Origin of the sequence: Streptomyces sp. NPDC058469, from assembly GCF_042721125.1 — a bacterium.
Taxonomy (GTDB): Bacteria; Actinomycetota; Actinomycetes; order Streptomycetales; family Streptomycetaceae; genus Streptomyces.
Genome location: NZ_JBHXME010000010.1, coordinates 97,994 through 109,469, shown reverse-complemented (window position 1 = coordinate 109,469; position 11,476 = coordinate 97,994). Strand labels below are relative to the sequence as shown.

General features: G+C 70.3%; 13 protein-coding genes. 8 read left to right on the top strand and 5 right to left on the bottom strand.

Translation table 11 applies throughout. The features are described from left to right. Positions 1-192 (top strand): VOC family protein (locus ACFWP5_RS08500; RefSeq protein ID WP_384152267.1); only part of this gene is annotated, 192 nt, incomplete at its 5' end. 69 nt (positions 193-261) lie between these two features. Next, on the top strand, positions 262-1,332 hold the full coding sequence (locus ACFWP5_RS08495; RefSeq protein WP_384152264.1) for an adenosine deaminase: 1,071 nt from the start codon (positions 262-264) through the stop codon (positions 1,330-1,332). On the opposite strand, the gene ACFWP5_RS08490 is transcribed toward ACFWP5_RS08495, so the two are convergent. Both ACFWP5_RS08490 and ACFWP5_RS08485 read right to left on the bottom strand, forming a co-directional pair. Next, complete coding sequence (locus ACFWP5_RS08490; protein WP_384152261.1) at positions 1,314-1,829, bottom strand: DinB family protein; 516 nt, start codon at positions 1,827-1,829, stop codon at positions 1,314-1,316. The genes ACFWP5_RS08495 and ACFWP5_RS08490 overlap by 19 nt on opposite strands. A gap of 27 nt (positions 1,830-1,856) precedes the next feature. Beyond that, a complete protein-coding gene (locus ACFWP5_RS08485; protein WP_384152258.1) occupies positions 1,857-2,747 on the bottom strand; it encodes a LysR substrate-binding domain-containing protein in 891 nt (296 codons plus the stop codon). Positions 2,748-2,873: 126 nt separating this feature from the next. On the opposite strand from ACFWP5_RS08485, the gene mgrA reads away from it, so the two are divergent. After that, a complete protein-coding gene (mgrA, locus tag ACFWP5_RS08480; RefSeq protein ID WP_384152255.1) occupies positions 2,874-3,866 on the top strand; it encodes an L-glyceraldehyde 3-phosphate reductase in 993 nt (330 codons plus the stop codon). Here the strand turns inward: mgrA and ACFWP5_RS08475 are convergent. After that, on the bottom strand, positions 3,856-4,842 hold the full coding sequence (locus ACFWP5_RS08475) for an oxidoreductase (RefSeq protein WP_384152252.1): 987 nt from the start codon (positions 4,840-4,842) through the stop codon (positions 3,856-3,858). The genes mgrA and ACFWP5_RS08475 overlap by 11 nt on opposite strands. A 120-nt stretch (positions 4,843-4,962) precedes the next feature. Between ACFWP5_RS08475 and ACFWP5_RS08470 the strand changes: the two genes are divergently transcribed. After that, positions 4,963-5,892 carry an AraC family transcriptional regulator gene (locus ACFWP5_RS08470; protein ID WP_384152249.1) on the top strand — a complete coding sequence of 310 codons (930 nt, stop codon included), beginning with the start codon at positions 4,963-4,965 and terminating at the stop codon, positions 5,890-5,892. Here ACFWP5_RS08470 and ACFWP5_RS08465 read toward each other — a convergent pair. Both ACFWP5_RS08465 and ACFWP5_RS08460 read right to left on the bottom strand, forming a co-directional pair. Beyond that, a complete protein-coding gene (locus tag ACFWP5_RS08465) occupies positions 5,882-6,169 on the bottom strand; it encodes a DUF1905 domain-containing protein (protein ID WP_384152246.1) in 288 nt (95 codons plus the stop codon). The genes ACFWP5_RS08470 and ACFWP5_RS08465 overlap by 11 nt on opposite strands. Before the next feature lie 75 nt (positions 6,170-6,244). Beyond that, positions 6,245-6,646, bottom strand: coding sequence for a nuclear transport factor 2 family protein (locus ACFWP5_RS08460; protein WP_384152243.1), 402 nt, complete (start codon positions 6,644-6,646; stop codon positions 6,245-6,247). Positions 6,647-7,035: 389 nt separating this feature from the next. On the opposite strand from ACFWP5_RS08460, the gene ACFWP5_RS08455 reads away from it, so the two are divergent. From ACFWP5_RS08455 to ACFWP5_RS08440, 4 genes are all read left to right on the top strand, one after another. Continuing rightward, positions 7,036-7,446, top strand: a complete 411-nt coding sequence (locus ACFWP5_RS08455; protein WP_384152240.1) for a hypothetical protein — start codon at positions 7,036-7,038, stop codon at positions 7,444-7,446. A 71-nt stretch (positions 7,447-7,517) separates the two neighbouring features. Beyond that, positions 7,518-9,857 carry an FHA domain-containing protein gene (locus ACFWP5_RS08450; protein WP_384152237.1) on the top strand — a complete coding sequence of 780 codons (2,340 nt, stop codon included), beginning with the start codon at positions 7,518-7,520 and terminating at the stop codon, positions 9,855-9,857. A gap of 11 nt (positions 9,858-9,868) precedes the next feature. After that, a complete protein-coding gene (locus ACFWP5_RS08445) occupies positions 9,869-10,420 on the top strand; it encodes a hypothetical protein (RefSeq protein ID WP_384152234.1) in 552 nt (183 codons plus the stop codon). Then, complete coding sequence (locus tag ACFWP5_RS08440; protein ID WP_384152231.1) at positions 10,410-11,387, top strand: serine/threonine-protein kinase; 978 nt, start codon at positions 10,410-10,412, stop codon at positions 11,385-11,387. Before ACFWP5_RS08445 ends, ACFWP5_RS08440 begins: the two co-directional genes overlap by 11 nt. The last annotated feature ends 89 nt before the right edge of the window (positions 11,388-11,476 follow it).

Sequence of the window (11,476 nt, the reverse complement as noted above, 5' to 3'; positions counted from 1 at the left end):
CGGGTCGGGAACCAGACCGGCGGACGGGTCGGGTTCTTTCTCGACACCGACGACTTCGCCCGCGACCACGCCCACATGCTCGCCGCGGGCGTGATCTTCCTGGAGGAGCCGCGCCACGAGCCGTACGGTTCCGTCGCCGTCTTCCAGGACCTGTACGGAAACCGCTGGGACCTGCTCCAGCCCGCCGCCTGACCCTCGTACCCCTGGCCCCCCGCGCCCCCTCATCCCGCTCACCGAACGACGACCGAGGAACCACCGCACATGTCATCTACGCGCATAGACGCCGACTCCCTCCGCCGGCTCCCCAAGGCCGTGCTGCACGACCACCTCGACGGCGGTCTGCGCCCCGCCACCGTGGTGGAGCTCGCGGAGGCGGTCGGGCACACGCTGCCCACCACCGACCCGGACGAACTCGCCGCCTGGTACTTCGACGCCGCCAACTCCGGTGATCTGGTGCGCTACATCGCCACCTTCGAGCACACCCTCGCCGTGATGCAGAACCGCGAGGGCCTGCTGCGAACCGCCGAGGAGTACGTCCTCGACCTGGCCGCCGACGGCGTCGTCTACGGCGAGGTGCGCTACGCCCCCGAGCTGAACACCAACGGCGGGCTCGCGCTCGCCGAGGTCGTCGAGACCGTCCAGGAGGGTCTCGCGGCAGGTATGGCCAAGGCCGCGGCAGCGGGGACACCGGTCCAGGTGCGGACGTTGCTGTGCGGGATGCGGATGTTCGACCGGGTCGGCGAGGCCGCCGACCTCGCGGTGGCCTTCCGGGACGCCGGTGTCGTCGGCTTCGACATCGCCGGTGCCGAGGACGGCTTCCCGCCCGCCGACCACCTCGCCGCCTTCGAGCACCTGCGCCGCGAGAGCGTCCCGTTCACCATCCACGCCGGTGAGGCGCACGGCCTGCCCAGCATCCACCAGGCACTGCAGGTGTGCGGCGCCCAGCGCATCGGCCACGGCGTCCGCATCACCGAGGACATCGTCGACGGCAAGCTCGGCCGCCTGGCCGGCTGGGTCCGTGACCGCCGTATCGCCCTGGAGATGTGCCCGACCTCCAACCTCCAGACGGGCGCGGCCACTTCGATCGCCGAGCACCCCATCACCGCCCTGAAGGACCTCGGCTTCCGCGTCACCCTCAACACCGACAACCGACTGGTGTCCGGTACGACGATGACGCGCGAGATGTCCCTGCTGGTCGAGGAGGCGGGCTGGAGCGTCGAGGACCTGCGCACGGTCACGGTGAACGCCTTGAAGAGCGCGTTCATCCCGTACGACGAGCGCAGGGCCCTCATCGAGGACGTCGTCCTGCCGGGTTACGCCTCCGCGCTCTGAAGCAGCCCGCGCACATACGCGGCCTGTCCGACGTGCTCAAGATCGTCGGACAGGACGCTGACCAGCCGTACGCCCAGGGTGACCGGCGGGTCCCAGCGCTCGTCGACGATCCGCTCGTAGTCCTCGGGGGTCAGCCCGCGCAGATACGCGAGCGTCTGGTCGTGGACGGCGTCGTAGTACCCGGTGAGCTGCCCGGCGGACTCGACGCGCACCTTGCCGACCTTCGCGGCGGTGTGGCCGTACCCGGTGTCCTTGGCCGGCAGATCGAGGCCGAAGCGCTTCTCCCAGCCCTGGGCCAGCCATACCTGGTCGAGGCCGGCGGCGTCGGCGACATGGTCGTCCTGGACGCGGGTGAGATGCCAGACCAGCCAGGCGATCGAGTTGGCGTCGGGGGCCAGGCGGGCGTGCAGTTGGTCAGGGGTGAGGCCGTCGAGGGCGGCATGGACTTCTTCCTGGACGCGGCCGTACGCGTCGATGAGGATGTCGTTGGCATGCATACGACCACCATCGCGCATCGCCGTCCGTCATGCGGCCGGAGTGCCGGTTTCCAGGAGCGTCATCAGGGCCCGGGCCGCCGGACTGGTGGCCTGCGGGGGCGGGAGCAGGGCCACCGTCTCGTACACCTCCTCGCCGGTTCCCTTGAGGGGGAGCGCGGTGAGGGGCTCGCGCTTGTGGCGGAAGTGCTGGGGGACCACCGCGATACCGAGGTTCTCGTCGATCAGGTCGAGGAGGCTGTGCACGTCGTTGACCTCCAGTGCGACGGTCCGCCGTACGCCCGCCGCGGCGAAGACGGCGTCGGTGGTGCGGCGCGAGGCCCAGTCCGGGTGGAAGTCGACGAAGACCTCGCCGCCGAGGTCGTCCGGAGTGACCGCCGCGCCGGTCTCCGCGAGCCGGTGGCTGGGATGGCACAGCACGGTCATCGGCTCGCTGGTCAGCGATACGGAACGGAGTTGATCGGTGTCCGCTTGAGTGCGGTAGGCGAACGCCAGGTCCAGGCGTCCGGCCGCGACCTCCTCCGCCAGCGCGCCCGAACCCGCCTGCCGCAAGCGGATCTCCACGTCGGGATGCCGGCGCCGGAACGCCGCGAGCAGTCCCGCCACATGCACCCCGGCGATGCACTGCTCGGTGCCCAGCGACAGCGTGCCGCGCAGCACGCCCTGCACCGCGGCCACCGCCTCGTGCGCCGAGCGGACCTGCGCCAGAATGCGCTCCGCCTCGCCGAGCAGCGCCCGGCCGGCCTCCGTGAGCGTGACCCGGCGCGTGGTGCGGACGAACAGCGGGGTCTGCAACTCCCGCTCCAGGGCGCGGATCGACGCCGACAGGCCCGACTGGGACACCATCAGCCGCTCGGCCGCATGGGTGAAGTGCTGGTCCTCGGCGACGGCGATGAAATGCTGGAGATGACGCAGTTCCATGATTGAGAAGCGTAACCGCTGAATTCCATCGGATTCTTCTGTTGGACCACTGCCCGCAGGTCACGACAGAGTGGGCGGTGGTTCCCTGGAACCGGTATCCCGTGTGCCAACCCCTCTGGAGTCGCGTTGTACACCGCACACCCCGACCGCTACGCGGACCTGCCCTACCGGCGCACCGGACGCAGCGGTCTGAAGCTGCCCGCGATCTCGCTCGGCCTGTGGCACAACTTCGGGCCCGACCGCCCGGTCGACACCCAGCGCGCCATCCTGCGCCGCGCCTTCGACCTCGGCGTCACCCACTTCGACCTGGCCAACAACTACGGCCCGCCGCCCGGCGCCGCCGAGTCCGCCCTCGGCGAGGCGCTGAAGGCGGACTTCGGGTCGTACCGCGACGAACTGGTGATCTCCACCAAGGCCGGCTATCTGATGTGGCCCGGCCCCTACGGCGAGTGGGGTTCGCGCAAGTACGTGCTGTCCTCGCTGGACCAGAGCCTCAGCCGGATGGGCCTGGACTACGTCGACATCTTCTACTCGCACCGCCCCGACCCGGAGACTCCCCTGGAGGAGACGATGGGCGCCTTGCACTCCGCGGTCCAGCAGGGCAAGGCGCTCTACGTCGGCATCTCCAACTACTCGGCGGAGCAGACCCGGGAGGCCGCGCGCATCCTCGGCGAGCTGGGCACCCCGCTCCTCATCCACCAGCCGCGCTACTCGATGCTCGACCGCCGCCCCGAGGACGAGGGCCTGCTCGGCGCCCTCGACGAGCTCCAGGTCGGCTCCATCGTCTTCTCGCCGCTGGAGCAGGGGCTGCTCAGCTCCCGCTACCTCGACGGCATCCCGGAGGGTTCCCGGGCGGCGAGCGACAGCCCGTTCCTGAACTCCGACGCGGTCACCGAGGACCTGGTGGGACAGCTGCGCGCCCTCAACGAGATCGCCAAGGGGCGCGGTCAGACGCTGGCCCAGCTGGCCCTGGCCTGGGTGCTGCGCGGTGGGCGGGTGACCTCCGCACTGGTCGGTGCGAGCAGCCCGCAGCAGATCGAGGACAGCGTCGCGGCCACCCGCAACCTGGACTTCGACGCCGACGAGCTGGCCCGCATCGACGCCATCGTCAGGCCGTAAGCCGCTCGCTGACCTCCCAGAGGCGGGCGGCCGCCTCTGGGTGGACGGCGTAGGGCAGCACCCCCGGGGTGTTCTCCCCGGCGTACCAGGCGGCCTCGTTCTCGGGGGTCACCAGCGGGCTGATGTCGACGTTCTCGCAGTAGACCCCGCCGAGACCGTCGAGCTGCGGGCTGGTCGCGCACCAGACGCTGGTGGCCGCGCCCTGCTGCACGGTCTTCAGCTGGCGCTCGGGGTCACGGACGGGCTTGCCCTCGCTGTCGAGTGCTCCCGCAGCCTGGAGCACCGCCGGGTCGAGGTGCTTGACCAGACCGGTGTCGATGATCAGGCCCGGGTGCACAGCGAAGGCCCGGATGCCCTCGGCCTGGCCGCGCCGGTCCGCCTCCACGGCGAACAGGGCGTTGGCGGTCTTCGACTGGCCGTAGGCCACGAACGGTTCGTACTTCCTGTGCTCGAACTGCAGGTCGTCGAAGTCGACCCCGGCGAAGCGGATGCCCCGCGACGACAGCACCACGACCCGCGCGCCCTTCGCCGCGACCAACGCGGGCCACAGGCGGGTCGTCAGCTGGAAGTGGCCGAGGTGGTTGGCGGCGAACTGCGCCTCGTAGCCGCGCGCGTCCCGCGCCAGCGGGGTCGCCATGATCCCGGCGTTGTTGACCAGGAGGTGCAGCGGACGCCCGGAGCCCAGGAACTTCTCCGTGAAGGCGTCGATGGACGCAGGGTCCAGCAGGTCCATGTGCTCGACCTCGGCTCCGGGGATGACTTCAAGTGCCTTCCGGGCCCGTTCCACATCCCTCGCCGGCACGACGATCCGGGCCCCGGCGCCGTGCAGCACGCGGGCCGTCTCCAGGCCGATGCCGGAATAGCCGCCCGTGACGATCGCGACCTTGCCGGTCAGGTCGACGCCTTTGATCACCTCCTCGGCGGTGGACGCGGCGCCGAAGCCGGAACCCAGGGGGTGCTGCTGTGTGGTGGTCATGACTGGCTCTCTCCTCAACGTCCTCGACGTGCTCAACCCGAGCTGTCCAGACCACCGTAGGAGGACGGATCCGTACGATGAATACTTGAAAATCCGCATAACTTGCGTGATAGTTCGAGCATGACCGCGGATCCCCTGTCCGACGCCCTCGCCGTCGCCGACGCCCGCAGTGTGTTCTCCGGCGGTTTCACGGCCGGCGGCGACTGGGCCATCCAACTGCGCGGACGCGACCGGCTGAAGGTCAACGCCGTGGTGCAGGGCAGCTGTCTGCTGGTCCGCGAGCCGGGCGGCGAACCCCTGCGGCTCACCGAGGGGGACGTCGTGATCTCCGACGGCGGGCAGCCGTACACACTGTGCAGCCGGCCCGGCGTCGAGCCGACCGACTCCGAGGACGTCGTCATGGACCCGGAGACCCGGATGGGCCGGCTCGGGCAGGGCGAGGCGGTGGACGTCGCCTGCGTGTCCGGTCACATCGACCTGAGCCGCGACCGCGGCGACCTGTTGCGGCGGGCGTTGCCGGAACTCGTCCACGTACGGGCCGACTCGCCCGAGGCGGGTGTACTGCGGTGGCTCATCGGGCAGTTGGCGGCGGAGATGCGGACGCGCCGGGCCGGGGTCGAGTTCGTCTCGGCGCAGCTCGCGCAGCTGATGTTCGTGCAGGTGCTGCGGGTCTGCCTGACCGACTCGGACGGGCTGCCGCCCGGCTGGCTGCGCGCCCTCGCCGACGAACGGCTCGCCCCCGCCCTGCGCCTGATGCACGGCGACCCGGCCCACCCCTGGCAGCTGGAGGAGCTGGCCCGGGCTGCGGCGATGTCCCGCACCACGTTCGCCGTACGGTTCAAGGAGGCGGCCGGCGTGCCGCCCCTGACGTACCTGCTCAACTGGCGTATGAATCTTGCCGCCCGGGCCCTCCGTCAGGACGCCGCCCCGGTCGGCGCGCTCGCCCGTTCCGTCGGCTACACCTCCGAGAGCGCCTTCAGCAACGCCTTCAAGCGGGCGGTCGGGGTGGCGCCGCGGCGGTATCGAGAGGAAGCCCTGGCTAGGAGCTGAGCCGTTCTTGGAGGCGCACGGTGACCCGGTCGCCCTCGCCCTTTTCGATGGCCTTGCGGAGATCGGCTTTCACGGGGAGTTTGTGGGTGCCGTCGCCGAGGGCCATGAACGAACTGCGGAAAGGGTGTCCGTCGATCGTGCCGCGGACCTTGACCAGACCGCGGGTGCCGAAGAACGCGACGGACTCCGGCCAGACGAGATAGGTCCAGCCCGCGTCGTTCGGGCTTTTGATCAATTCGGCGGTGAATTCCTCGTTCAACGGGGTGCCCGTACTCATGATGTCCTCCGCTCGGGGTGGCCTGACGTACAAGAGACCAGCCCGAGCGGGAAAACTCATCGCGGACGCCGGCCCTCAGGCCCCGGCGGGCACCCGGTCGAGGAACCCGAGCACGGAGCGGATACGGCCGTCCCCGTCCAGCGTGATCACGTCGAACCCGGCGACGGGCGCCGACCCTCCCCCGGAGGGGGTGCCCCCATCCTCGCTCACCAACTCCCAAGAGAAGCGCGCGGTGTCGTGGTGCCCGTCGACGGCGCCCAGTGGACGGAAGGCGAACCCCGGGAACCGCTCGTGCGCCCCGGCGATCAGCCCCGCGATCTCCGTGTGGCCGGTGACTGTCGCCAGCGGGTCGGTGTACGTACCCTCGACGGACCAGGCGGCGGCGACGGCCTTCGCCAGGGCCTCCGGTTCGCCCGCGTTCCAGGCCTCGAAGTAACGGGCGACGGCACTCTCGTATCGGTCGGTGTTCGCGGACATGGTGAATCAGCCTCCAGCGAGGTCGTTCGTACTGGTCAGGGCCCGGATCCCGATGCCTGCCGACCCGGTGCCTCCACTCTGCCGGGGCTCGCGGGAAGCGTCGATTACCCCTCGGGTAATGACGGTGGGAGAACACCGCAAAACGGGCTGCGAAGCTTTTCGGCCAATGAAGGCTGTGAATATGCCAAGAGAGTGGCTAAAAAGTCGTGGTGACAGTGTTTCAGGAGTGAACATACTCGTCTGCTAGGGCATAACTTCCCGAATGCCAGGGCATAGCTTCACGAGGCAAATCCGCCATCGTGCGCACCACCTGAGCCACCCGAGCCGCCATCAGAGCCGCATGGAAAGCGAGGCCCGACCGGCAATCGACACGCGACGGGGGAGTGATCGTGCACGACGAATTCCTGTGCCATGTCACCGCGTACGGTACCTGCGGCGGACAGCGCGTCGGGGTGCCTCTGGGAACCTACCGTGCGCCGACCCTGGCACTCGCCTTGTGGTGGTTACGGGACCGCGCGGTGTGGATGGCCGACCGGCTCGACCCGCAACCGGAGAACCCGCGCTTCCCCAGGGGTGCCCTGGTACCGGTCTCCGATACGGCCCCCGACGTGCCCCGGGCGTTACGTACCTGGTCGCGTGACGTCGGTCAACAGGAGCAGGTCGCCTACGAGTTGGCGGCCGGACGGCTGGTGCAGATCGCCGTCAGTGATGAAACCACCGAGTACGAGCTGCTCGCCGAATCGGTGGACGCCCTCCGTATGCAGCGGACCACTCCGGCACTCGTCGTCCCCGTCGCCTGACACGTGTCGATCACCGCCCCCCCTGACCGCTGGCCGGGCGCACAGGTGGACGAATCGGTAGAATTCGGGGCATGTCAGAGCGGCCGAACGCGCCGACTGCGCCCGAACTCCTCCTGGAGACGGAATCGGGCTCCACGGTCATGACCCCGGGCCGCGACTACCACGTCGGCCGCGATCCGCTCAGCGACATCGTCATCGACGACGCCCGGGTCTCCTGGCACCACGCGGTCCTACGGCCCGACGCCGGCCACTGGACGCTGGAGGACGAGCACAGCACGAACGGCACCTACGCCGACGGCCGCCGCGTCGACGCGTGGGGCGTCGGCCCGGGCAGCGTGATCCGCTTCGGCAATCCGGCCGACGGCCCGCGCGTCGTCCTCGCCGACCGTCCCGCCCCGGCCCCGGAACGCCCCTCAGCCGTGTCCATGCCCGCCCTCACCGGCACCTTCCGGCAGCCGACCACCGTACGACCGCTGCCCAGCCGTACCGTTCGCATCGGCCGGGCCGACGACAACGACCTCGTCGTCGACGACCTGATCGTCTCCCGCCGCCACGCCGAGCTGCGGGCCATGCCGGACGGGACGTACGAGATCGTCGACCTCGGCAGCCACAACGGCACCTATCTCAACGGCCAGCCCGTCGCCCGCGCCCCGATCGGACCGGGTGACATCGTCGGCATCGGACACTCCGCGTTCTGTCTCGTCGGCGACCAGCTGCAGGAGTACGTCGACACCGGCGAGGTCTCCCTCGACGTGCAGGACCTCACGGTCGCCGTCGACCACGGCCGCAAGGTTCTCCTCGACCAGGTGTCGTTCCCGGTCGGCGAGAAATGCCTGCTCGCCGTCGTCGGACCCAGCGGCGCCGGCAAGTCCACCCTGCTCAACGCGCTCACCGGCCAGCGCCCCGCCGACCGCGGCACCGTCCTCTACGACGGCCGCGACCTCTACCGCGACTACGCCGAACTGCGCCAGCGCATCGGCCTGGTCCCGCAGGACGACATCCTGCACGCCCAGCTGACCGTGCACAGCGCCCTGTCCTACGCGGCCGAGCTGCGCTTCCCCCAGGACACCGCCAAGGCCGAACGGCAGGCCAGGGTCGACGAGGTCATCCGCGAACTCGGCCTCGAACAGCGTGCCGCGCAGCCCGTGCACAGCCTCTCCGGCGGCCAGCGCAAGCGGGTCAGCGTGGCCCTGGAACTGCTGACCAAGCCCTCGCTGCTCTTCCTCGACGAACCGACCTCCGGACTCGACCCGGGCATGGACCGCTCGGTGATGCACATGCTGCGCGGCCTCGCCGACGACGGCCGTACCGTCATCGTCGTCACCCACAGCGTCCTCAGCCTCGACGTCTGCGACCGCCTCCTCGTGCTCGCGCCCGGCGGCAAGGTCGCCTACTACGGGCCGCCCGACGACGCCCTCGCCTACTTCGGCTTCGAGCACTGGCCGGAGGCCTTCGAGGCCTTCGAGCGGGACCAGGAACGGGACTGGGCAGGGGAGTTCAGGGACTCGCCCTTCCAACGCCGGTACATCGTCAATGCCACCGCGCAGCCCCACCTGCTCGGCTCGGGCCCGGTCGCCGTGGCACCACCGCCCAGGCCCCGCAGCCGTAGCGCACAACTCGGCACCCTGGTCCGCCGTTACACCGCGGCTCTCGCCGCCGACCGGACCTTCCTCGTCATCATGATCGCGCTGCCGTTCGTCATGGGCGCGATGGCCCGCGCACTGGCCGGGAGTGAACTGACCCGGGAGACGGCGATGAACGCGCTGCTCATCCTGTGCGTCGGCGGCGTCCTCACCGGCGCGGCCAACGCCGTGCGCGAACTCGTCAAGGAACGTGCGATCTACCGGCGCGAGAGAGCCGTCGGCCTGTCCAGATCGGCGTATCTGCTCTCCAAGGTCGTCGTCCTGGGCGCGATCACCGTGGCGCAGGCCGTGGTGCTCACCCTGGTCGGACTGTTCGGTGTCGACCTCAACGCCCCACGCAGCAAAGGGGTGTTGATGCCACCCCTGATCGAAATCACCGTGGCCGTGGCCTTGTTGGCCTTCACCGCGATGATGCTCGGGCTGCTGGTCTCCGCGACGGTGCGCAAGGAGGAGGTGACGATGCCGCTGCTCGTGCTGCTCGCCATCGTCCAAGTGGTGTTCTGCGGCGCCCTGTTGAAGCTGCACGGCGTACCCGGCCTGGAACAGCTGTCGTGGCTCGTTCCCTCCCGGTGGGCGCTCGGCGGGATGGCCGGCACCATCGGGCTGGCCAGGATCGTGCCGGGCGAGCTGACCGGCGATCCGATGTTCCGGCACTCGGCCGGGGTGTGGCTGCTCAACATGGGCATGCTGATCGTGCTGTCGCTGCTCTTCGGCTTCCTGGTGTCCCGGCTGCTGCGGCGGCACGAACCCGCCGTGATGCGGAAATAGGGGCCGCCACGATGACGATCCCGCCCGCCGGCTTCCGGCCCACGCACGTCGTCCCCGAGCACGGGATGCCCGCCTGGGAGGCCCCGGACCCCGCCCGCCCCACCGTGCCGCTCGACGCGCTGCTCCCGGTCCAGTTGCTGGAGCGGCGCGGCGACTGGGCCCACGCCCTGTGCTCCAACGGCTGGTCCGCCTGGGTCGACGGCCGCCACCTGATCTCCGTCTCCCAGGACCCGCCGGCGGCCGGCGGCCCATTGACCCGCACCGCCGACCCACGCCCGCTGCTCGCCCGCGCCGAACAGGCCCTCGTCCGCTACCGCAGCGCCGTCGAGGACCTCGCGGGCGGCGGCCTCGACGGCGCCACCTTCCAGGGCCGCACCAAGGGCCTGCGGATCGGCGTGGTCGTCGACGGCGAATCCGTCTGGCTCTACGACGCCGACCACGAGCGCTGGGTCTACGGCGACGGCACCCGCCTCAGCACCTACGCCTCGGACGACGGACCCCACGCCGAACCGGCCGACCCCGGCCACGCCCCCACCCAGGTCGTGAGCCCCGATGGCCCGTGACGCGAGCCTGTTCTCCGGCCGGCCCTCCGAGCTGATCGGGCAGCAGATCGCCGGCTACCGCATCGAGGACGAGATCGGCCGCGGCGGCATGGCCGTCGTCTACCGCGCCCACGACCTGCGCCTCGACCGCACGGTCGCCCTCAAGCTCCTGGCCCCCGAACTCGCCCGCAACGACACCTTCCGCAAACGCTTCACCCATGAGTCCCGGGTCGCCGCCGCGATCGACCACCCGCACATCGTCCCCGTCTTCGAGGCGGGCGAGACGGACGGCGTCCTGTACATCGCCATGCGCTACGTCGCCGGCAGCGACCTGCGTCATCTCCTGGACCGGGAAGGCCCGTTGGCGCTCCCGACGGCCACGCGCATCGCCACGCAGGTCGCGTCCGCGCTGGACGCCGCCCACGAACACGGGCTCGTCCACCGGGACGTGAAACCCGGCAACATCCTCGTGGCCCGCGGCACCGACAGCGACCACCCCGAGCACGTCTACCTCACCGACTTCGGCCTGACGAAGAAGTCGCTGTCCCTGACCGGGTTCACGACCGTGGGACAGTTCGTCGGCACGCTCGACTACGTCGCTCCCGAGCAGATCTCCGGGCGGCCGGTCGACGGGCGGTGCGACGTGTACGGGCTCGCCTGCGTCGTCTACGAGACCCTTGCGGGTCGGCCGCCGTTCCGGCGGGACGACGACATGGCTCTGCTGTGGGCGCACCAGTACGACATGCCTCCGGCGGTCAGCGAGTCCCGGTCTGATCTGCCGGTTCACGTCGACGAGGTCTTCGCCAGGGCGTTGGCGAAGAGCCCTGATGATCGGTACGAGTCCTGCCTGGCGTTTGTGACGGAGTTGCGCGGGGGTGAGTCCGGGCATGCTCCTACCGAGGTGGACCTACGGGTGGCTCGGGGACGGAATGAGGGGCCTCCTGCGCCGCCGCAGTGGGCGGAGCCGGTGTTCAAGCGGCGTGACTGAGGTGTTTTGTCTGCGGGTCCGATGTGGTTGGTCGCGCAGTTCCCCGCGCACCTTTGGGGCGCGCTGCAGTTGCCGGAACCAGGCCGTTT

Coding starts and splice junctions, on each gene's coding strand:
- ACFWP5_RS08495 (WP_384152264.1), top strand. CDS start 262: ATGTCATCTACGCGCATAGACGCCGACTCCCTCCGCCGGCTCCCCAAG.
- ACFWP5_RS08490 (WP_384152261.1), bottom strand. CDS start 1,829: ATGCATGCCAACGACATCCTCATCGACGCGTACGGCCGCGTCCAGGAA.
- ACFWP5_RS08485 (WP_384152258.1), bottom strand. CDS start 2,747: ATGGAACTGCGTCATCTCCAGCATTTCATCGCCGTCGCCGAGGACCAG.
- ACFWP5_RS08475 (WP_384152252.1), bottom strand. CDS start 4,842: ATGACCACCACACAGCAGCACCCCCTGGGTTCCGGCTTCGGCGCCGCG.
- ACFWP5_RS08470 (WP_384152249.1), top strand. CDS start 4,963: ATGACCGCGGATCCCCTGTCCGACGCCCTCGCCGTCGCCGACGCCCGC.
- ACFWP5_RS08465 (WP_384152246.1), bottom strand. CDS start 6,169: ATGAGTACGGGCACCCCGTTGAACGAGGAATTCACCGCCGAATTGATC.
- ACFWP5_RS08460 (WP_384152243.1), bottom strand. CDS start 6,646: ATGTCCGCGAACACCGACCGATACGAGAGTGCCGTCGCCCGTTACTTC.
- ACFWP5_RS08450 (WP_384152237.1), top strand. CDS start 7,518: ATGTCAGAGCGGCCGAACGCGCCGACTGCGCCCGAACTCCTCCTGGAG.
- ACFWP5_RS08445 (WP_384152234.1), top strand. CDS start 9,869: ATGACGATCCCGCCCGCCGGCTTCCGGCCCACGCACGTCGTCCCCGAG.
- ACFWP5_RS08440 (WP_384152231.1), top strand. CDS start 10,410: ATGGCCCGTGACGCGAGCCTGTTCTCCGGCCGGCCCTCCGAGCTGATC.